20 protein-coding genes are annotated in these 20094 nt (G+C 57.4%); 11 read left to right on the forward strand and 9 right to left on the reverse strand.

The genetic code is table 11. The annotated features are described in order from the left end of the window. Positions 1-11: 11 nt before the first annotated feature. The 4 genes from ACTQ48_RS07515 to ACTQ48_RS07530 all read left to right on the forward strand — a co-directional run bounded on the left by ACTQ48_RS07515 (position 12) and on the right by ACTQ48_RS07530 (position 3909). A complete protein-coding gene (locus ACTQ48_RS07515) occupies positions 12-893 on the forward strand; it encodes an ABC transporter ATP-binding protein (RefSeq protein ID WP_441570498.1) in 882 nt (293 codons plus the stop codon). Next, positions 890-1588: an ABC-2 transporter permease gene (locus tag ACTQ48_RS07520; protein ID WP_427794271.1), complete on the forward strand. Its 699-nt coding sequence runs from the start codon at positions 890-892 to the stop codon at positions 1586-1588. The genes ACTQ48_RS07515 and ACTQ48_RS07520 overlap by 4 nt, the downstream gene beginning before the upstream one ends. 450 nt (positions 1589-2038) lie before the next feature. Next, complete coding sequence (locus ACTQ48_RS07525) at positions 2039-2914, forward strand: EamA family transporter (RefSeq protein WP_441570499.1); 876 nt, start codon at positions 2039-2041, stop codon at positions 2912-2914. 257 nt (positions 2915-3171) lie between these two features. Beyond that, on the forward strand, positions 3172-3909 hold the full coding sequence (locus tag ACTQ48_RS07530; protein WP_427747524.1) for an SAM-dependent methyltransferase: 738 nt from the start codon (positions 3172-3174) through the stop codon (positions 3907-3909). 83 nt (positions 3910-3992) lie between these two features. Here the strand turns inward: ACTQ48_RS07530 and ACTQ48_RS07535 are convergent, their stop codons facing one another. The 3 genes from ACTQ48_RS07535 to ACTQ48_RS07545 all read right to left on the reverse strand — a co-directional run bounded on the left by ACTQ48_RS07535 (position 3993) and on the right by ACTQ48_RS07545 (position 6418). Beyond that, positions 3993-5297 carry a chloride channel protein gene (locus tag ACTQ48_RS07535; protein ID WP_441570500.1) on the reverse strand — a complete coding sequence of 435 codons (1305 nt, stop codon included), beginning with the start codon at positions 5295-5297 and terminating at the stop codon, positions 3993-3995. A 125-nt stretch (positions 5298-5422) separates the two neighbouring features. After that, positions 5423-5956 (reverse strand): TIGR00730 family Rossman fold protein, encoded by a 534-nt coding sequence (locus tag ACTQ48_RS07540; protein WP_441570501.1) that lies wholly within the window; start codon positions 5954-5956, stop codon positions 5423-5425. 36 nt (positions 5957-5992) lie between these two features. Next, positions 5993-6418, reverse strand: coding sequence for a potassium channel family protein (locus tag ACTQ48_RS07545; RefSeq protein WP_154516963.1), 426 nt, complete (start codon positions 6416-6418; stop codon positions 5993-5995). Between the two features lie 256 nt (positions 6419-6674). On the opposite strand from ACTQ48_RS07545, the gene ACTQ48_RS07550 reads away from it, so the two are divergent. Continuing rightward, entirely contained in the window at positions 6675-7154 is a 480-nt protein-coding gene (locus tag ACTQ48_RS07550; RefSeq protein ID WP_441570502.1) for a pyridoxamine 5'-phosphate oxidase family protein, read from the forward strand. Between the two features lie 96 nt (positions 7155-7250). Here ACTQ48_RS07550 and ACTQ48_RS07555 read toward each other — a convergent pair whose 3' ends face one another. Both ACTQ48_RS07555 and tsaA read right to left on the reverse strand, forming a co-directional pair. After that, complete coding sequence (locus ACTQ48_RS07555; RefSeq protein ID WP_441570503.1) at positions 7251-8381, reverse strand: MalY/PatB family protein; 1131 nt, start codon at positions 8379-8381, stop codon at positions 7251-7253. 192 nt (positions 8382-8573) lie between these two features. Then, the gene (tsaA, locus tag ACTQ48_RS07560) at positions 8574-9311 is read right to left on the reverse strand and encodes a tRNA (N6-threonylcarbamoyladenosine(37)-N6)-methyltransferase TrmO (protein WP_441570504.1); all 738 of its coding nucleotides are present in this window, start codon (positions 9309-9311) and stop codon (positions 8574-8576) included. Between the two features lie 141 nt (positions 9312-9452). Between tsaA and ACTQ48_RS07565 the strand changes: the two genes are divergently transcribed. The 5 genes from ACTQ48_RS07565 (at position 9453) to ACTQ48_RS07585 (ending at position 12756) form a co-directional block, all read left to right on the forward strand. Further along, on the forward strand, positions 9453-10280 hold the full coding sequence (locus tag ACTQ48_RS07565) for a TipAS antibiotic-recognition domain-containing protein (protein ID WP_427794277.1): 828 nt from the start codon (positions 9453-9455) through the stop codon (positions 10278-10280). 51 nt (positions 10281-10331) lie between these two features. Then, complete coding sequence (locus ACTQ48_RS07570) at positions 10332-10577, forward strand: glutaredoxin family protein (RefSeq protein WP_441570505.1); 246 nt, start codon at positions 10332-10334, stop codon at positions 10575-10577. Positions 10578-10870: 293 nt separating this feature from the next. Then, positions 10871-12157: a hypothetical protein gene (locus ACTQ48_RS07575; RefSeq protein ID WP_441016494.1), complete on the forward strand. Its 1287-nt coding sequence runs from the start codon at positions 10871-10873 to the stop codon at positions 12155-12157. 57 nt (positions 12158-12214) lie between these two features. Then, positions 12215-12481 (forward strand): hypothetical protein, encoded by a 267-nt coding sequence (locus tag ACTQ48_RS07580; protein ID WP_154516943.1) that lies wholly within the window; start codon positions 12215-12217, stop codon positions 12479-12481. 8 nt (positions 12482-12489) lie between these two features. After that, positions 12490-12756 (forward strand): ribbon-helix-helix protein, CopG family, encoded by a 267-nt coding sequence (locus ACTQ48_RS07585; protein WP_154516940.1) that lies wholly within the window; start codon positions 12490-12492, stop codon positions 12754-12756. A gap of 144 nt (positions 12757-12900) precedes the next feature. Here the strand turns inward: ACTQ48_RS07585 and ACTQ48_RS07590 are convergent, their stop codons facing one another. Further along, positions 12901-13854 carry a tRNA dihydrouridine synthase gene (locus tag ACTQ48_RS07590; protein WP_441570506.1) on the reverse strand — a complete coding sequence of 318 codons (954 nt, stop codon included), beginning with the start codon at positions 13852-13854 and terminating at the stop codon, positions 12901-12903. Positions 13855-14202: 348 nt separating this feature from the next. On the opposite strand from ACTQ48_RS07590, the gene ACTQ48_RS07595 reads away from it, so the two are divergent. After that, on the forward strand, positions 14203-15027 hold the full coding sequence (locus ACTQ48_RS07595; protein ID WP_441570507.1) for a hypothetical protein: 825 nt from the start codon (positions 14203-14205) through the stop codon (positions 15025-15027). 273 nt (positions 15028-15300) lie between these two features. Here the strand turns inward: ACTQ48_RS07595 and ACTQ48_RS07600 are convergent, their stop codons facing one another. The 3 genes from ACTQ48_RS07600 to ACTQ48_RS07610 all read right to left on the reverse strand — a co-directional run bounded on the left by ACTQ48_RS07600 (position 15301) and on the right by ACTQ48_RS07610 (position 19925). Further along, complete coding sequence (locus ACTQ48_RS07600; protein ID WP_441570508.1) at positions 15301-18555, reverse strand: ABC transporter ATP-binding protein/permease; 3255 nt, start codon at positions 18553-18555, stop codon at positions 15301-15303. A gap of 242 nt (positions 18556-18797) precedes the next feature. Beyond that, entirely contained in the window at positions 18798-19382 is a 585-nt protein-coding gene (locus ACTQ48_RS07605) for a DUF5714 domain-containing protein (protein ID WP_441056330.1), read from the reverse strand. Between the two features lie 279 nt (positions 19383-19661). Beyond that, entirely contained in the window at positions 19662-19925 is a 264-nt protein-coding gene (locus tag ACTQ48_RS07610) for a GMP synthase (glutamine-hydrolyzing) (RefSeq protein ID WP_441570509.1), read from the reverse strand. Positions 19926-20094 lie beyond the last annotated feature (169 nt).

Raw genomic sequence — 20094 nt, forward strand, 5'->3', positions numbered from 1 at the left:
AAGGCTATACCATGCAAAACTTGCTTGAACTCAAAGGCATCTCACGCGCTGTAAGCGACCGCTTTTCACTACGCGATGTCACGCTCGCCGTGGAGCCCGGCCAGATTGTTGGCTTTGTGGGCGCAAACGGTGCTGGCAAAACAACGACCATTCGCGCCGCGCTCGGGCTTATCAAACTCGATGCCGGCGAGGTGCACCTGTTTGGGCAGTGCTGTGGCGCCGACGTACCCGGTGAAGTGCAGCGCTGCTTGCGCACCCGTATCGGCCTCGTGCTGGACACGTGTCCTTTCCCTTCCACACTCAAGGTGAGCGAAGTTGAGGCACTCGTAAGCCCGGCGTACCCCACCTGGAGCCGCGGCACCTTCGCCAGCCTCATCGACCGATTTGGCTTGGATCCCAAGGCGAAGGTCAAGGACCTCTCCCGCGGCATGGGCATGAAGCTGCAGCTTGCCTGTGCGCTCAGTCACAAGGCCAAGCTGCTCGTTTTGGACGAAGCCACCGCGGGTCTTGATCCCATGGCACGCGAGGAGCTGCTCGATGAGCTGCTTGCCTTTGTCGCCGACGGCCAGCGCAGCGTGCTGCTCTCGAGTCACATTACGTCCGACCTCGATCGCGCTGCCGACCGCATCATCTGCATCGATAACGGCTCGATTGTGTTTGACCTGCCACGCGAGGACATTACCGACCGCGCCGGCATCGCCCACTGTACCCAAGCGCAGGCCGCCGAGCTTATGGCTTGCGTCGAAGGCGCCCGTGCCGCCCACCACGCTTATAGCGTGGACGTGCTCGTGCCCAACCGTCGCGAAACGCTCGAGGCCTTCCCCGAGATTCCCTGCGATCGGGCAACCATTGACGATTATCTACGCCTCACGCTGAAAGGGGCTTCGAAATGAAACGCGCCTTTATGTCCGAGCTCGCCATCGTTCGCACGCTTGTCCCAAGCATAGCGGGCGTCGGCCTCTTCATATTCGTTGTGCTGACCCTCGCCAACACGTCAGGTGGCGACTCCGGCATGAGTGCCGGCGCCTGCGCGCTCAGCGCCATGTCGCCTATCATGGTCATGAGCTCGCTGGCAGGCTTCGACAATCAAAACGGATGGGAGCGTTATCGGGCAACGCTGCCCCTCACGCGCAAAGACATTATTTGTGCCCGCTACCTGAGCATCGTTGTCTTCTCGGCCGTCATGACGTGCGCCGCCACGCTTTTGAGCATCGCCTCCATCCCGCTCTTCAACAGCGCGGGCATTCCTTCGACGGGACAGACGGTCTTTGAAATCGCAATCGCCTCGGCAGCATCGATGCTCATCTCCCTCATGATGGTGTTTTTGGCGCAGCCGCTGTTCTTTCGATTTGGACACATGGAGGCGCTGCGCCTATCCGTTGGCCTGTTTGCCCTGCTCGGATGCCTTGCCATGGCCACGCTAAGCTCCTCCAACCCCATCAGCAACTGGCTCATGTCGATTGCCGGGGCGAATCCCGATCCCGCCGTTCTTGGCTGTCTGTGTGCAGGAACTGCCGTACTGGCGCTCGCACTATGTGTAATCAGCTGCGCTGTCAGCACCAAGGTTTATCGAGTACGCGATCTGTAATCGACGGCTAAAAAAGCTTAGGTGGTACCCCGCTTATTTTTTCAATGAAACGAGGCGGCATAGCGTCACCACCGCCCTTCACAGCAGGCCGTCTAGTTCTTGGCAACCAAAAAGACACCGTCAGCATATCGAAGGTGAATACTTTTCCGAGAAGTGAACGAGTAAAAACAGTGCCCTGTAGCATCGACATTTTTAAGGACTCAATTCCTGCGGTTTTTGTCTAAGAATCCTGCAGTTTTGTTCGAAAAAAGTGTGCATGTTCCAGGGGTCCAGATTTACTCGTTCACTTCGCGGAAAACCATTCACCTTCGATTCGAGCCTTAACCAAATGCCCTCTCGAACTATGGCCCCTGTCTCACCACAGCGATATCAAAGCTTCATGGCGGGACGGTATCATCGGACGAGCGCCGTAAATCTGGCGCGGTCGTTCTTTGGGGAGGCATTTCACCCGTGTCGTGGGTCGCAGCAGCATTTGTGTCGGCTTTCTTTGCCGGCGTCACATCAGTCCTGGCCAAATGCGGCATCAAGCAGACCGACTCCGATGTCGCGACGGCCATTCGCACCTGCGTGGTGCTCGTTTTCGCCTGGGCAATGGCGGGCATTTCTGGATCCATTGGAACCATCGGCAGCATCGAACCCAGATCTTGGCTCTTTCTCGTCCTCTCGGGACTCGCTACCGGTGCTTCGTGGATCTGTTACTTTAAGGCGTTGGGCATCGGAGACGTCAATAAGGTCGTACCGGTCGACAAGATGAGCACCGTACTCGCTGCACTGATCGCCATCGTGCTTTTTGGCGAGACGAGCAACCTTGCGGTTAAGCTCGTGGGAACCGCTGTCATCACCCTCGGCACGTTTTTAATGATCGAGAAGAAGCAGTCTGCCGGACCCGAGCGGCAGCAAGACCGGACCTGGCTCGCTTACGCCCTCGGCGCCGCCGTGTTCGCGGCGCTCACGTCCATCCTTGCCAAGGTTGGCATCGAAGGCGTCGAGTCCAACCTGGCCACGGCAATCCGTACCTGTGTGGTACTGGTTATGGCATGGGCAATCGTGGCAGCTAAAGGCAAGATGGACCAAGCCGTGCACGTAGACCGCTACGAACTCGTATTTCTCGCGGCATCGGGCATTGCGACTGGCGCATCGTGGCTGCTGTGCTACCACGCCATCGCCACAGGCCAGGTGAGCGTCGTGGTGCAGATCGACAAACTATCGATTGTCGTATCGGTACTATTTGCGCACCTGGCATTCAACGAAAAACTCTCACGGCGCAGCGCCATCGGTCTCGCCTTCATCGTCCTGGGCACCGCCGCGCTCGCGATTTGGAAATAGCGCCGATGCCAAGCGAGATCTAGACGCTCGCAAATCCGTGACAAACGGCATATCCCGGCACGCCCGTGACGTTTTACAATATAAACGTCACGGGCCTCGGCTCAGTCTCGATCATCCAAGGGGATGTCTTTTTGGTCATTGTTCTTTAGGGAACGGTCAATCGCATAGAACCACGAAAACGGCCGTCCAACGGCCGTGGTTTGTTGCGCCGTTCCGCCTCCGTCATCTGCCATTTTTGCACCTGATAGGAAAGAACAATGCAAACCCAGGAATCTCAATCCTTCCCAAAAGCAACTAGCTTCGGCGCGACACTCGTACGCTCTAAGATTATGGGCCCCAATCCCCTCAAGCTCTGCGAAGAGCTGCTTCGCGATGTGCATATCCCCTGCGGCGTCCGCGTCTGCGACCTTGGATCGGGCACCGGTATCACCAGCGCCCTACTCGCCCGCGAATACGGGTTTGACACCTACGCTGTCGATCTGTGGAGCGACCCCGTCGAAAACCGTGCGTTCTTCGATTCGCTCGGTATCTCGCGCGACACGATTCACCCTGTTAAGGCAGACGCCTCGCAGGGGCTGCCGTTTGAGCACGACTATTTTGATGCGGTCGTAAGTATCGACTCGTACAACTACTACGGCCGTGACCCACACTATCTGGGTGAGCGCCTACTCCCCTACGTAAAGCAAGGTGGGATGCTCTACTTAAGCATCCCCGGCATGGTTCGCGACTGCCACGACAACCTGCCCGTTTGCCTGCTCAAATCCTGGACACCCGAGCAGCTCGACTATATGCACGACATAGCCTGGTGGCGCGCCATGATCGAGCCGACCCCCGGCGTCGAGATTGTCTCGATGCAGCCTATGCTCTGCACGGACGAAGCATGGAAAGACTGGCTCGCCTGCGACAACGAGTACGCAGCAGGCGACCGCGCTGCCGTTGAAGCCGGTGCGCTCGAATACCTCAACACCATCGCCATTGTGCTGAGAAAGCTCTAAACATTAGCCGCGCGAGGCCGTAAACAAATGGCCTCGCGCGGCTTCTTCAAAACGAGTTCTGAACAAACGCAAAGCGCAATATGCTACTTGCGCAGCGGCTTGGGCAGTGGAATGCCGGCGGCGATGGCTGCGGCGATGATCATGCAGACGATGCCCTTGAGCGGGAAGCACATGAGCAGCAGGCCCACGACCATAACGGGTTGGCGCATGACGGCGCCCATCGTCGATGCCGTGCAGACGGCGACGCAAAAGACCGGATCGGCGCCGGTGAGGATGGCAAGGCCATAGCCCAGGCTTACGCCCGAGAAGATAACCGGGAAGAAGTGACCGCCACGCCAGCCCATATTGATGAGGGCAGGGGTCAGCATGGCCTTGACAAGACCGGTCGCGATAAGCATGCCGGCGGGAATGGTCAGATAGGTTTCCATGAGCACATCGGCCTGGGTCTCGCCGGCAAACATGGTGTAGGGCAGGAGCGTGCCACAGATGGCGAGCGCCAGGCCGGCCAGCATGGCTTTGACGACAGGACGCTCCCCTATTGCATGGGACAGCGCCTCGCTTGCATGCTCGGAGACAAAGTACAGCCAACCGCAAACGGTGCCGAGCAACGCCAGCGGAATGAGCCAGGCAAGCTCCAGGTTGCCCACCTCGGCGGACTCGAACCTGGGCATGCCCATGCCGCCGCCCACGAGCTGGCCAAGCAACAGGTAAGTGCCCAGACCGCCGGCAATCGCAATGCCGTAGACCACGGTCTTTTGCGCCTTGGGCAGCTTGATGGTGATCTCGTCGGACGCGGACTCATCGTCGGCATCTTCGCCCTGGCCGTCGGCGCTACCGGCGAGCGGCGCCACAAAGCCAAAGACAGGCGCGGTAAAGAGCGCCGTCAGGGCAGCCTGGGTACCTAGCAGCGTGAGCTCCCTAAACTCGGCGCCAAAGCGACGCATGCGGTCGCCGACCCAGCTGCACAGGCCCGCGATAACGCCGGTCAGGCCGGCCTCCGGTCCAATACTTCCGCCAAACAGCAGCGGCAGCAATGCCGCAAGCGAAAGCTTGCCCAGATTGTCGTACGGGTAGCGCCCATCTTGCTTGACCTTAGCCATCACCTGATTGAGGTTATCGGTCTTGGTGTCTGTCATCTTTTCGTACAGACCGATTAACAGGCCGCCCAGCAGGCAGACAAAAAACGGGTACGGCAGAAAGCCAAACGGGCCGCTGGCGAGCTCGGGCGAAGCGACGCCCAGTGCGTGCGGAATCTCGGTCCATAGATAGTCGATGCCGTGCTCCATCACAAAAAAGAACAGCCAGACCGCGGCACCTGCGAACGCACCGGTCACGGCAACGCTAACTAAAAACAGCGCGCGGTTTGTAGGTTTAGCGAGCTTATCCATCGGGTCCTCCCGCGGTCAAAGTCGACATAGATACGTTTTATTGTAGAACGAGTGTGGCCCAGACAAGCCAACCGTCTGCGCTGCAAACGGAGCCACCGGGGACCACAGCGGGACAGGCTCAAGGCTTATCCGTTGATAATTGATGCGATTTCGTACAGATCCTCGGCAAAGTAAATGCCTTGCTGGCGCCGTGGGCTTGATAAGCCCTTATCAATCATGTGTCCGAGCAGCGCCTCGAGGTCGTTGTAGTAACCGTCCAGGTTATACAGGATGCACGGAGCACTCAGGTGCCCCAACGACACCGCGGACATAACCTCGGCAATCTCCTCGAGCGTGCCCGTCCCACCGGGAAAGGCAATGAACGCATCGCCGAGCTCGATCATCTTTGCCTTACGCTCCGCCATATCGCTCGTCACGATGAGGTCGTCGATACCGTCATGTTGAAACTCGGCCTCGATAAAAAAGCTCGGCTCCACACCCGTCACGTGCCCGCCGGCATTAAGCACGCTATCGGCGAGCGCGCCCATCAGGCCCGATTTGGATCCGCCGTACACGAGCGCGTGCCCGTTGGCGCCAATCCAGTTGCCCAGCTCCTGCACCGCAGGCAGAAACGCCGGGTCATTGCCGATACTGGCACCCAGATACACGGTGATATTCAAATTCAGTCCCCCTCATCGTGACGCGCGGCGCCCGTTTTAGCGCTGGCGCCGGCGATATTCGCGCACGCGGCGCGACAGATCGGCGAGCTCGTCACGATCGAGCTCTTCCAAATGCTCAAGATCATCCATAAAGCGCGCCATAGTGTCCTTTTGATGCATCTTGATGAGCATATTGCAGTAGCTCACCGCCACGCCCGTGAGCATGGCAATGTAAAAAATGCTGATAACGCTCAGGACGACCGTGATGACACGGGCGACCGGCGTTTCGGCCGGAATGTCGCCAAAGCCGATCGTCGATACGGTTTCAAAGCTAAACCAAAGGCCATCGCCAAACGTAAGAGTTGTTGGCTCAGAGAGCCAAACAGCCATTGAACACAGAAGATAAAAGACGAGAAAAAGGCCCGTGATGCGCACGAAACCGGCTTGACGCAACACATCGGCCAGCGTCCTCAGCTTTTTCATCGAGACCCCCTTTTTTCAGGACAAGCAATCGCTTTTGGTCGGTATTGTCCCACGCCTCCCCCGCAAACGGAACCAGCCATCGAGAATGCCCCTAGACGACGAGTTGTAAGGGACAATCCTTCCACAACAAAAAAGTGCGTTTCAATCTGCGACAAATAGGATGTTCCCGTCGGCCTCGCAGCCTGAACTAGTATCTTGATATAGACATACCACCCACCGCCGTGCACGCAACACGCGGAAAGAAAGGAAACCCACGATGTTTAGACCTCTTCGTAGAAAGAAGCGTGCTATCACCGATCAAGAGGCACGAGAGCTGCTTGTTAATTGCAAACGCGGCATTTTTGCCGTCAACGGAGACGACGGCTATCCTTACGCCATTCCCGTTAACTACTACTTTGACCCCGAGCACGACAAAATTTACTTTCATGGAGCCAAGGCGGGGCATAAGGTCGATGCACTCAAACGCAGCGACAAAGTCTGCTTTACCGTCTATGGCAACGATTGGTACAAAGACGACGACTGGGCACCCTATGTTCAAAGCACTGTGGTTTTTGGCCGTTGCCGCCTCGTGAACGATGACCCGGCGTTTGTCGAAGACAAAGTCCGACAGTTTGCCCTCAAGTACTATCCTTCTGCCGAAGAGGTCGAAGAGGAGATTAAGCAAAGTATCAGGGTCGTCCAGCTGTATGAAATTACGGTTGAACACCTTTGCGGCAAGCAAATTCAAGAAAAGTAGCAAACGTGGAAAACGCGCTCGCAACCCTCTGCGCCCTATGCGCCCACGCACGTTGACGACACGGGCGCAAGCCGCAGTACCCGAATCGTGCGACCCCTATACCCCAAAAACGTAACGGTCTAGGCGGTCGCACGCTTCCCTTACGCGCGAAAGCGGCAGCGCCAGATTCACGCGAATGTGGCAGGGGCCATGGAACGGACGTCCATCCTGATACCCCACGCCCACGCGTGCCCCCTCGTCGAGCAACCACTGAATATCGCGGCCATGCTCGCGGCACCACTCGGTGCAGTCCAGAAACACCATGTACGTGCCCTGCGGACGCGAATAGGACACGCCCTCAAAATGCTCGTCCACGTAATCGCAGAAGTACTCGATATTGTCGGCAAGCACCTGGTTGAGTTCGTCCACCCACTCGTAGCCCTGCGGTTGGTAGGCACCGATAAGCGCATGCATCGAAAGGACATTCATCTCGTTGTAATGGGTCTTGTTAGACACAGCGCACATGCGGTCGCGCAGCGTCTCGTTGTAGACAATGTGGTAGCTGCCGACCAGACCCGCCAGGTTAAACGTCTTGCTCGGCGCATAGAGGGCAACCGTGCGCATGCGGGCATCCTCGCTCACCGACTGCGTCGGGATGTGCTTGTGTCCCGGCAGAATGATATCGGACCAAATCTCGTCCGAGATCACCACGCAATCGTGCTCGCGATAAATGTCCATGGCGCGCTCGATCTCGTCGCGCTCCCATACGCGGCCGCAGGGATTGTGCGGTGAGCAGAACACTGCGGCATGGATGTGATTTTGGGCGAGTTTGCGCTCCATGTCCTCAAAGTCCATGCGCCACACGCTCTGGTCGTCGAGCTGAAGCGGGCTGTGGACAATGCGATAGCCCGCGGCCTCGATGGACTTGGTGAAGCCGATGTAGGTGGGGCTGTGGACCAACACCGCATCGCCCGGCTGGACATACGCGCGCAGTGTCGACACGACACCGCCCAGCACGCCGTTTTCGTAGCCGATATGCTCAGGCGCCAGGCCCTCGACGCCATTACGGCGGCTCTGCCATTCGATGATGCGGTCGAAGTACTCGGAACGCGGATTGAAGTAACCAAACATGGGGTGCTGGGCGCGCTGAATGATGTGCTCCTGGACCGTGGGCACCGTGGCGAAGTTCATGTCCGCCACCCACATGGGAATGCGGTCGAAGCCCTCGTCGGGTGCGTTCGGAGCCATACCGGGGATCTCACCCCAAGAGTCAACGGCGATGGAGTCCATGCCGTGGCGGTCGATGATTAAGTGAAGTCGTATTTCATGCTGAGCCCCCGTGCAGAGCGGAATGATTCGGTAGGCGTTATTGTCCACCAGCGTAGGCGATTTTGGGATGGGGTTTGGCGCTTAATTTGACGGGTGCTGACGAATGGCTGGCTAGTCTCGCGCGTCGTTGATGGCGGTTACCGTCAACCTGGCCCCGTCAACCGTAAACGATATGTCGAGTCCGGCGTAAGCCAAGTGGTAAACGCGGTTTGGCTCGTGCTTGCTGCCCGCGCGGCGCGGATCTTGGCGAAGAACCTCGACCAGGCCGGGGAGCTTTGCGGGCGGGACCATGTCTTGAAGCGCTTGCGGGAACTCAACATCGAGCTCTTGCCACGGAGCACCCTCAATCCAGCCGCCGGTCGCATCCGGGTGGCAGTCCGCAAACGGGATGTAGGGCTTAATGTCGTAGATGGGCGTGCCGTCACGAAGGTCGGCCCCCAGTACATGGATGATGGGGCCGTCGTCGGTGCGCTCAACGCGGCTGAGCTTGACGCAGGTAAGACCGATGGGATTGGGGCGAAACGGGCTGCGTGTGGCATACACGCCCACGCGCTCGGCTCCGCCCAGACGCGGCGGGCGCACAGTCTTCGACCACTTGACGTTGGTGCCGGACCTGTCCTGCGTCTTGGCATCGGCAGCTATATCCTTAGCCGCGCCGCCGGGCGTTCCGTTTTCGAAGCGCCACAGCAGCCATAGGTGAGAGAAGGAGTCCAGACCCTCAACTGCTGCGTTGGAGGCAAATTCCGGCTCAAAGACGATGCGTCCCTGCAGATGGGGCGCCAAAAAGCTGTTGCGCGGAATGCCGAACTTCTGCGGCAGGTCGGTATGTATGTGTGCGATAGGTTCCATGCCGGTCATTGTACGGCATGGAGGTGTGGGGTGCAGCGCGCAATTCTTCGCCGCGGTCTCCCGTCGTGCAACCAACGGTTGCTTGGAAGGAAGCTGGCCGCCGCGTATGCTTAAGCCATCAACCAGCAGAAAGGAGTCGCTATGGCCTTTGCAGAAAAGCTCATTGCCATTCGCCGCGCCCATCACCTTACCCAAGAGCAGCTCGCCGCCAAGCTCTTCGTCACACGCCAAGCCGTCAGCCGTTGGGAACGCGGCGAAGTCACCCCGGGCATCGACATGATGAAGCTCATTGCCGCCGTAACCGGAGAACCGCTGTCCCACCTGCTCGAAATGCCCGAGCACTATTGCCAGAGCTGCGGCATGATACTCACACCCGACGACTGCGGCACCGATGCTGTGGGCGCCACGACCGACCATTACTGCAAGTGGTGCTACGACCACGGCCAGTACACCTACGACACCACCATGGAGGCGATGATCGAGGATTGTGCCCCGCGGCTGGCGCAAAACACCGGCATGTCGCTCGACGAAGCCGTCTCGCTCATGGGCGCCGTCCTGCCACAACTAGAGCGCTGGCGCTCCGTGCAAGAAAACGAGGAGCGCTACGGTGCCGAGGCGCGGGCGCGCTATGGCGACGAGGCGATCGACGCAGCAAACGAAGCACTGCTGGACATGGACCCCGAGACATGGAACGACATGAAGGAACTTGAACGCGCTATTCTGGGTCAGCTTTCGATTGCCATGGGCGACGGCGATGCGGATGGAAGCGAGGCCCGCAAACTTGTCGCGATGCACCGTCGATGGATTGGCCTTAACTGGGGGCACAAGCCCCAAGACGAAGCATACCTGGGCCTCGCCCACGGCTATCTTGCTGACCAGCGCTTTATCGACTACTACGACAAGCCCTGCGGCACCGGAGCCACGGCGTTTCTGGTACAGGCCATCGAGTCGTCGTCAGCTCATGCATAGACCGCGGCGGCTTTGGGTATTTCAATCAAAACCTCAACCGATTGGAGACCTATGGCTACTAATCATGAGCTCACGCTGTACGTTATGACCGGCTGCCCGTATTGCATGAAGGTCAGGCGCTTTTTGGCGGATAACAGCGTGACCGTTCCCGAGCGCAACATCTCGACCGACCCCGATGCCGAGCAGACGCTTATCGCCGTCGGCGGAAAACGCCAGGTTCCCTGTCTGTTCATCGACGGCAAGCCGCTCTACGAATCGAGCGACATCATCGCATGGGTACAGGAGAACCTGCTCTAGCGTGCGAGTACTCGTTGGGGACGTTCTTAAATGAGTGGGTAGGGCTTCGGTTTCTCAAATATATAGAACATATGTTTGCTCTCTGTGTTATACTCATCCCAAGGCATGAGACTGGTCGAGAGCTCCTGCGGAGGTCCCCAATGACACGCTGGAGCGAGCTCGGTAAGTAAGATCGGTGGTTACCGCACTCGCCCATCTCAGACAGGCTGCGCTCCTGTTCGCCGTCGCCATCAAAGAACGGCACTCACAATCAGACTGTTTCTTTTCCGTGAGTCACACAGGAGCGCATCGCTATGGCAAAAAAGATACCAACCCTTTCACCCGACATTATTTCAAACACCTGCTCGGATATCAGCAGGATTGTCGAGGCCAAACACCTCGGCCAGAAAGGCACCGACCATGAGGCCTCTTCGGAAGGGGCTCTGCTCATCGGGCGCCGTCTCGAGCAAGAGATTGCCGGATACCCCATTTCCAATCTAAATGGCCTACTCTCGCCCATCGCTTGCCACCTCAAGCAGCACTTTAGCCCAAGCCTGGGCCCGACCTATCTCAAGCGTTGCATAAAGCTCGCACGAACTGTTCCGGAAGACATGAGTTTTCGACCGGAGCTTGATCTAGAACACTATCAGTCGCTCGCTCGCATCGCCGACAAAGATCTGCGCTTGGATCTGATGAACGTTGCCGCTGATAACCGTTGGAGCGCATCGCGCATCGATCGTCATGCCCGCTATCGAAGTCCGCAGGACGTTTTGGATGCTTGGGAGCGCCGTGTGCTTGAATCAAATCAAGAAGTACGGCGCTTCGCCCGCGCCTACACAGATGCCTGTGGAATCATTTCACTCGATGAACTTATTGAGCTCTACAACTCCTGTGCCCCCAATCCAGTCTCGAGATTTGAGATAAATGAAACTATTTGGCAAATCAGGAACGAATCGGGGCAAATCGACAATCCCTGCGTCATATCCAGAGATGGAAAACTCTATCTCATAGCGCCTGAGCTCGATGACGCTGTCGATGAAGCCCCTTATTACTACGATGACTACGGATACTCCTATCGAAAATATGAACGACGCAGCGAATACACCGGTGAGATGCGCGCGCTGCGCGAACGGCGCGTTGGCATCAGAGTGGCAGCCATCTTCGCCGGTCACGAACGTCTCCCAATCAAAAGGCTCAGTTATGACGAAGTCATCTGCGGGCATATAAAGTGCAGTCGATCTGTCGAACGACTCAAGCAGTACGTCCTGAGAGACCCTGAGATTAAGGCATCCGATCTCCATGCAAGAGAAGATGAGTTCGATTTCATCATGACAAAGCTTTTGCGTTCCGTTGGACTCAACGGTATGCCGACAGCACAGCAAATTACCGAAGACGCAGCTTTCTTATTGATTGTCGTACGGCCCGAGTTTTACGAACGCAAGAAAACAGCCGAAGTCTCCAAGCTCCTCTCGATAATCTATGAAAACGCTCCCCTCTGGGAGTTCAACGGACGTTCACATACCGAACTAAAAAGCGAAGGAGTAGTGGAGCCTCCGATGTCGGCTTTACATCGAAAAGTCCAATCAAAACAAGTCGCTTAAGCCTATTAACTGCTTGCATTTTTGTTTACAAAACTGTATACAAAAAGAGAGGCCCTTATGGAGCTCATCGCAATCCACCCCCACGCCCTCAAACACGGGCTGACGGAGACGGATATCACCTGCGCCTGGAACTCCGCTTTTGCATGGTTCAGGCGTGATCTTGAAAACGGAGGTATCGATTACGTTCTCGTTGGACTTGATGGAAGAAGCCGTCTCATGGAGCTCATCGCTCGATATTGCTCCAATCGAGATGGCTATATCATTTACCACGCCCTTGTCCCTCCTACGCGCAAGGTGCTCAGGGAAATCGGGATCGATCGATAGGAGGCGCTATGGACGCTAAGCAACTCGAAAAGATGATCGGATTTGCCCCCGGAGAGTTGGAGAAAGCCGCGGAGGCATACGAAAAAGATGAGTGGCCGAAGGGTCGCACCATCAAGCTGGGAAGGCCGTCGATCTCTGATGAGCCAAGCGTTGTTTTATCGGCACGTGTGGGTGAATCGGTTCTTGAAGCGTTTGACGAGAAGGCAAAGCGCCATGGGCAAACACGCACAGAGCGACTCAGAGAACTCATTACCCTTGACGCAATGATTGCCTAGTCCCCCACCGAATCCAAACATGTACGCCAGCATCCAAAGTCGACATTTTTCGATATCTTTGGATGCTGACGTACAGCTTTTGCAACATAGTCATTGGGGACGTTCTTAAATGACTAGCCGTTAAAGAACGTCCCCAATGACTAGCTAACCGTGGAAGCGGGCTATGGGCGCAAGTGGCTGCTCGCGAAAGACGCGCTCGACGGCGGCGCGGTATTCGTCGACCTTTTTAGTCTTGCGTACGAGTTTGTGAACGGTAGCAGGATCGGCGAAGGCGCATTTAGCGTAGAACCACCACTCCTTCATGCGAAAGACCGCGTTGCCGCCAATCTCTTCTGCATATGCCGCAAACAGCGTGTCGTGGAAGCGCTGCAGTTCGGCTGCCGTGGCAGCAGGGCCGCCCTTGACCATGCGGGCCAGCGCGGGGTTCGCAAGCAAGCCACGCCCCAGCATCACATGGCGTGTACCGGGATAGGCCTCCACCAGCGCCTCCATGTCCTCAAGATCAAAAATATCGCCGTTGTATGCCACCGGAAACGGTGCCCGCTCCAACGTCTCGCCATAAAACCCTTTGCGCGGCGAGCCCGTATAGCGATCCTTCTGTACGCGCGGATGCACGATCAACTCTGCCAGCGGCATGCGACAGTACAGGTCGAGCACGCGCTCGTATTCGTCGTCGCTCTCCAGCCCCAGCCTGGTTTTTACCGACACCGGCAAGGGCGATCGCTCGCACACGTCACTCAAGAACACCTCGAGCTCGTCCAAGTTGCGCAAGAAGCCCGATCCTTTACCCTTGGCAACAACCGTACCCGAGGGGCAACCAAGGTTGAGATTAACCTCGCGGTAACCCATGTCGGCGAGCACGCGCGCCGCCCACACAAACTCATCCGCGTTCTTGGACATCAGCTGAGGCGCCACGTTAAGCCCTTGGTTGTTAGCCGGATCGATTTCCTTAAACGCCTTGCCGCCAAAGCGGTTGCCCACCCGCGGCGGCGGCAAAAACGGCGTGTAATAGCAGTCGAGCGCACCGAAGCACTCCGCATGCACGCGACGGAACACATGCCCGGTAATCCCCTCCATGGGGGCCAACGATAGAATCATCAACATCTACTCTCAAATCAATGCGGCAAAGGAACCGCCCCTTTGTCACATGCATTATGCCTTGTCCTTGAGGCGGCCCACAAGGCGGAGGCGGTTGCTTGACACCAACCAGCCCTCCGACCATCCCTGTGCAACGAAGGTGAATGGCGCCCGCAAACAGCAAGCAGGGCCGCCCCACAGCAGCTCCCTCACTCGCCACTTTTTCCTTGTCCAAAAGAGGACGTTCGCGATCAGTCGATCACCAACAGCACGCTGCTGACCGCCATGTCTGAACAACAGACACCCTCCACTCATATACTCAAGAGCGTATGCGCATCGCCCCCGAAAAACGATGAGTGTCGAGGCCCCGTGCAGCCGCTCACCGAGCAAGAAAAGAAACGCATCCAGCGGTACTGCACATACCCCAAGATCGCAGCGACTGCACTCGTCATGTCGTTCGTAGCATGCCTGTTGATGTTGCCGCTCCAAATGATCAACGATATCGCGTTCCACCAAAAGGAATTCCAACCCGCGGGTATATATACCGCCATTGCACTCACCGCAATCGAACTCATCATCTTTTGCTATTGCGCTCTTGCGCCACGCTTTGGAATGCAGGTCAAACAGTGGAAGGAGCTACAGAGCAGGCTTGCGGTAGCCCAAACCAACAAAGACCGCTCCGCGGAGGTCGCCGGCATGCTCGCCGCGCAAGATGCCTTGGAGCCCGTGTGCAAACGCGTCGCGGCAGACGACCCATACGAGTCGTATCACGACTACGGCTACCGCATTATCGGCTATCTGGGTGATATTGACCTCGGCGCTCAAGCAGCCTATGTCTACCTTTCTTTCGATGCAGATGGCATGCTCACGGACGTCGATTACACCAGTCAGATCGACCCCGAGGCAAGCCTTGCAAACAACCTCGCCTGCAGCGAGCAGGATATCGCGACACTCTGCGCCCCGCTCAACGGGTTGGACATTTCCGTTGCCACACCGGGCCTCCTCACGCCATGCAGCCTGTCGGATAAATTTAAACAGGCATTTTTAGCCGGATCCCTATATAAAGAAATCAGCATCAAGACGGAGGACGAATCTATCAAGTCGTACTACACCTTTGACACCGAGCCCAAAGAAGAGTTCGACAAGTACACCCATCCGGAAATTAGCCTCATGCTCTCCGCAAAGGAGGACTAGCAACTTACGCTCTAATTGACGCTCGCAAACGCCGTCTATATCTCAAGGTCTAATACTTTTCCCGAGAAGTGAACGGCTATATTTGAACCCCCGAAGCATCGACATTTTTAGACGCCAAACCCGCAGGATTTGGCTGGCAAAACCGCAGGAAATTGCATCTCAAAAGTGTCGATGCTTCGGGGGTCCATTTTGACTCGTTCACTTCTCGGGAAAAGTATTAGACCTCGATTTACATGTCACTCAATGTGACAAAGGGACAGTCCCTTTGTCACATTATTCGGAGCGCAGGGCTTCCACGGGGTCTTTTTTGGATGCACTGCGGGCCGGCAGCAGGCCGGCAACGACCGTCAGCAGCACCGAAATTGCAATGAGCGCCAGCGCATCCTGCACGGGCAGGCTCATCAGATTGGGTACCTGTTTGGCAGCAAGCGCCCAGGCATTAACCGGAAAACTCACGAGCACCACAACGACAATGGCAAAGACACCGGCAATGAGGCCCTCGATAAAGGTCTCGGCATTGAATACGTTGGCCACGTTGCGCTTCGACGCGCCGATCGCGCGCAGGATGCCAATCTCCTTTTTGCGCTCCAGCACGCTGATGTAGGTGATGATGCCAATCATGATGGAGCTCACGACCAGGCTGATGCTCACGAACGCGATGAGCACCAAGCTGATGGTATTCACGATATCAGTCACCGAGCCCATGATGATGCCCATGTAGTCGGTGTACGAGATTGCCTGCTCGTCGTGGCCGGCGGCTTTGACCTGCTTGTTGTACGCATCGATATGGTCAAGTACGCGCTCCTTGGCCTCAAAGTCACGCGGGAAAATCTTGACCGAGATGGGATCCGCTTCATCCGCGTAGCCCAACGTGGTCAGATTGTTGTCGTAGGTGAGCTTCGACGCCTTGGCATAGCTCATCATGAGCGAGCTCAGGTCCTCGGCGTCCATGTTGAAGTGGATGGCACGAGCAAAGGCGCTCGCATCCACGCGCATGGCGCTCGCCAGGTTGGCAAAACTCGAAGACATCTGCGTCACCATCTGGTCCATGAGCCCTGCCGCGCCGGCCTTAAGCTGGGTCGACACGGTTGTTGCCACCTGCTCGCTGATCGCCTTCATCACCTGATCCATAGCCTGCTGCAGATACGGAGCCAACTGATTTTGGACATAGTCGGTCATCGCCTGTTGCAGGCGCTCGGCCAGGGCATCGCCGCCGAGCGCCTTGAGCTGTGCCAGGCGCTGCTGCGCCACAACATCGTTCTCGAGATACGCCGAGAATGCGGCAGCAAGCTTTGACGCGTCTTTGAGATCTTCGGGTGACAGCGCCCTAAACTGATCAGACTGCAAAAAGCCCTCAAATAGTTGGTTGGCAAGCGTTCCCACCTGTTGCATTTGCTCGGGCGTGAGCTCCAGACCGTCAAAGATGCCCGAGAAATCGGGGGTCGGCGCTTTGGCCATGATGTCGCTTAAGTCGATGTCTTTGCCAACGCCCGAAAGGTCAATATCCAGGCCCGACAAATCGATGCCCGAAAGATCCATGCCACCGGCAGCACCCGAGAGTGCAGACGCATCGAACGAGAACGCGCTCTTGAGCGCCGCCTCGTCCACGCTGAACATACTGCCCAGATCCACGCCTTGCTTGGCCTCGCCTTGCAGTTCGTCGAAAGTTTTGCCCGTAAAGACATCCGTCTCGGGATGGGCAAGTTGCTCTTGCACGATCTGCGAATCGGCGGCGCGCTCCATAAGCTGGCGAGTCAACGCATGCGTATAGGCAATGCCCGGAGACAACGCGCTCGCATTGGCCGTCTCGTTAGGTCGCACCACGCCCACAATGTGCACGTCAATACCGTCGGCAACCTTGGCCGTCATAAAGTCGGCGTCGCCGGACATGTCAGTCCACATGCCGGTCTCTTCGTTTTTGCGATAAGCATCGGCCGGCGACAACACCTTAAACGTCGTGGACAGCGCATCGTCGTAAGTAAAGTCGGCGCCGCTCTCAGGCGTCTCAATCTTACCGTCGGCGGCCATGGCACTGTTCACCAGGTCGTTGAGCTCATCGATATCCAGCGCACCGATGCTGTAAAGCGTATAGTCGCCAACCGTTCCACGGCTCGAAAGCACCATTACGGCTTCGTGAGCAGACGTAGGCCAATGGCCGGCGACGACATCGTACTGGCTGTCGAGCAGACTCTGATCGTCGATCATCTCGTTGAAGACCGAGGTCCCCATGGAGTCCATGCTCACCGTTGCCGCCGAGCTCGCACCACCGCTCATGGCCTCGGTCATAGCGTTGGGCACCAGCCGGACAGGCTTCTCATCGCCCTTGCCGGCACGATAGACAACCGGCGTCACGCCGTAACCGTACTGGATGGCGTTGACCTCTTTGTCGATACCGTCGCCGCCGGCATCGAGCCATGCCTTAAAGCTCGTCATATCGTTGGACTTAACACTTGCAAACATATCCTTTACGGCCGTGACCACGGGAATCTTTTTGGTTCCCTGAGCCTTGCCGTCGGTGCCGTCGTCGAACGAACCCTCGTTCTTGGACGTATCGTCATCCGTGGCCCCCTGTTCGCCCATCATGGACGACAGGTCGTAATCCTGCTTGGAAATGGTAAGCGGGTAGCTCGAAAGCGTATCCTCCTCGACCTTTTTGATGTAGCCGTTTACGCCATTGGACAGCGCCAAAATCGCCGCGATGCCAATAATGCCAATCGAGCCCGCAAAGGCCGTCATGGCCGTACGGCCCTTCTTGGTCATAAGGTTTCGGGCAGAAAGCCCCAGCGCCGTCACAAAGCTCATCGAGGTTTTGCGCGTAGGCTTGGCCTCGCGACGCGTGGCGTCAGCGACATCGAAAGGATCAGAATCGTCGGTAATCTTGCCGTCCGCCAGGTTGACGATGCGCGTGGCGTACTCGTACGCCAGATCGGGATTATGCGTGACCATGATAACCAGACGGTCGCGCGCGACGTCCTTGAGCAAGTCCATGACCTGCACGGACGTTGTGGAATCCAAGGCACCAGTCGGCTCGTCTGCCAGCACAATCTCGGGATCATTAATCAGGGCGCGGGCGATGGCCACGCGCTGCATCTGTCCACCCGAAAGCTGACTCGGGCGCTTGTTCACGTGCTCGCCCAGACCAACGGCCTCGAGCGCCTTGCGCGCACGTTGGCGGCGCTCGGCGTGCCCCACGCCCGTGAGCGCAAGCGCTAGCTCCACGTTTTCCAAAATGGTCTGATGTGGAATGAGGTTATAGCTTTGGAACACAAAGCCGATGCGGTTGTTGCGATAGGCATCCCAATCGCGATCGTGAAAGTCCTTGGTCGAAATACCGTCGATCAGCAGGTCACCCGAGTCAAAGTGGTCGAGTCCGCCGATAACGTTGAGCATCGTGGTCTTACCCGAACCCGAGGGCCCCAGAATGGCCACGAACTCGTTATCCCGAAAAGACAGGCTCACGCTGTCGAGCGCCACCTGCGTAAACGACTGCGTAACGTACCTTTTGCAAATTCCTTTGAGCTCCAGCATGGACGGCAACCTCTCCTGCGCAGGCACCTTGCCCGCTCTCCCCCGCCGTTCGTATTCGACGCGTTTGTCCTACTCTATCCCCATTTTTTACCGGCGCCAGTGAGGAATGTAACAAACCGCACCAAAAAACGAACGGGACGGCACGCCGCGTGGCGCACCATCCCGCGCATACCGCCGATAATGTGACAAAGGAACTGTCACTTTGTCACATCTGCCCAACCCTTATTGGGGCACCCGATTCCCTATTGGATGATAAAGGACGGATGATACGGACACTTTTCGCCCATGCACACTGTATTGGCCGCATAGCTATCGCAGGCTGGCGTCTTCTCCCATGCTTTAAGCTGTGGTCCGCCGAGCGCGTTAAAAAACGAAACGGCCTCACGAATCGCCACGCGCGCATCTCGCTTGCAGCACCGTGGGCTTCCCGAGCGCGCGATGGCGGCAAGCAGCTCCGAAACCATTAACTGCCCCTCCTGCCAGCCTTCACTGCGCAGCGGCGCATTGCCGCGCACGATTGCATATGCCATGCCCGCAGACGCGGCTGCCCCGCACATGCCCCAGCGGGCACACGTTGCCCCCGGCACGCAATCCGAACGAGACATCAAATCGGCAAGATCGTCTTTGAGCATCGCATCTCGCTCCCCAGATGCTTCGGCGTTGCGCCAGCACGCAAGCAGCACCGCGCCCACAATAAAATGGTGGATGGGGCCAAAAGCCACGCAGCGCTCATCTGCCATAACCTCTTCCAAAAGAGCCGCGGGCGCCACCGACACACTGGCCATGAGCATCTCAACAATCCAGCCTGTTTGTTCGTCTTTTGCCATGCGGCATCCTCCTCTAAAACAAATTGTGCGCGCACTCCATTATGGCCTTCTTCTGCCCGGCGCGCTCAATGCGAAACAACCTGCTTCGCTCGTGCCGCCAACAAGCCCTGCTAGTTCTCGTCGCAAACCAGCCCTGATCAGGAGCAACACCAGAGGCGATGGCAAGCACGATGGACAGTGGCAACACCACGACGGCAGCCCTTTTCGAAAAAGAAGGCCCCGCGCAATCGCGCGAGGCCTCCCCATTCATGGAACTATGATCAAAGCAGCCCAAAAAGCTTACTCCCACTCAACGGTGCCGACGGGCTTGGGCGTGAGGTCGTAGCACACGCGGCCCACGACGCGGACCTCGTCCTTGTACAGCAGCTTGACGGGCTCGCAAAGCTCAAACTGCAGGTCCTCGGGCAGGCCACCCACGTTGTGGTGGGCCTTCACGCCATCCTGGGACTCCAGGATGTCGGGATAGATGGTGCCCTGGGCGAGGAAGCTGACCTCGTCGCCAACCTTGCGGGCCTCCTTTTCGGTTCGATGGGAATGCGTCACACGTATGCAAACGCACCGTCATATGACCTCATTATATGCAGAACAAGATGTGTTTCCCATCGCTGCGACAAAGCTTTTTGCAGGGGTGGCAATTTTTCCTACTGGCGAGCTCAGCTAGGCTTCGGTAGCCACCTTGGCAGCATCGCCAATAGACTCTTCCTTTATACGT

This window comes from Collinsella sp. Sow4_E3, from assembly GCF_052116285.1.
GTDB lineage: Bacteria > Actinomycetota > Coriobacteriia > Coriobacteriales > Coriobacteriaceae > Collinsella.

Coding starts and splice junctions, on each gene's coding strand:
- ACTQ48_RS07550 (WP_441570502.1), top strand. CDS start 6,675: ATGTTTAGACCTCTTCGTAGAAAGAAGCGTGCTATCACCGATCAAGAG.
- ACTQ48_RS07520 (WP_427794271.1), top strand. CDS start 890: ATGAAACGCGCCTTTATGTCCGAGCTCGCCATCGTTCGCACGCTTGTC.
- ACTQ48_RS07575 (WP_441016494.1), top strand. CDS start 10,871: ATGGCAAAAAAGATACCAACCCTTTCACCCGACATTATTTCAAACACC.
- ACTQ48_RS07580 (WP_154516943.1), top strand. CDS start 12,215: ATGGAGCTCATCGCAATCCACCCCCACGCCCTCAAACACGGGCTGACG.
- ACTQ48_RS07605 (WP_441056330.1), bottom strand. CDS start 19,382: ATGGCAAAAGACGAACAAACAGGCTGGATTGTTGAGATGCTCATGGCC.
- ACTQ48_RS07590 (WP_441570506.1), bottom strand. CDS start 13,854: ATGATTCTATCGTTGGCCCCCATGGAGGGGATTACCGGGCATGTGTTC.
- ACTQ48_RS07530 (WP_427747524.1), top strand. CDS start 3,172: ATGCAAACCCAGGAATCTCAATCCTTCCCAAAAGCAACTAGCTTCGGC.
- ACTQ48_RS07535 (WP_441570500.1), bottom strand. CDS start 5,297: ATGGATAAGCTCGCTAAACCTACAAACCGCGCGCTGTTTTTAGTTAGC.
- ACTQ48_RS07565 (WP_427794277.1), top strand. CDS start 9,453: ATGGCCTTTGCAGAAAAGCTCATTGCCATTCGCCGCGCCCATCACCTT.
- tsaA (WP_441570504.1), bottom strand. CDS start 9,311: ATGGAACCTATCGCACACATACATACCGACCTGCCGCAGAAGTTCGGC.
- ACTQ48_RS07570 (WP_441570505.1), top strand. CDS start 10,332: ATGGCTACTAATCATGAGCTCACGCTGTACGTTATGACCGGCTGCCCG.
- ACTQ48_RS07545 (WP_154516963.1), bottom strand. CDS start 6,418: ATGAAAAAGCTGAGGACGCTGGCCGATGTGTTGCGTCAAGCCGGTTTC.
- ACTQ48_RS07515 (WP_441570498.1), top strand. CDS start 12: ATGCAAAACTTGCTTGAACTCAAAGGCATCTCACGCGCTGTAAGCGAC.
- ACTQ48_RS07600 (WP_441570508.1), bottom strand. CDS start 18,555: ATGCTGGAGCTCAAAGGAATTTGCAAAAGGTACGTTACGCAGTCGTTT.
- ACTQ48_RS07585 (WP_154516940.1), top strand. CDS start 12,490: ATGGACGCTAAGCAACTCGAAAAGATGATCGGATTTGCCCCCGGAGAG.
- ACTQ48_RS07555 (WP_441570503.1), bottom strand. CDS start 8,381: ATGGCTCCGAACGCACCCGACGAGGGCTTCGACCGCATTCCCATGTGG.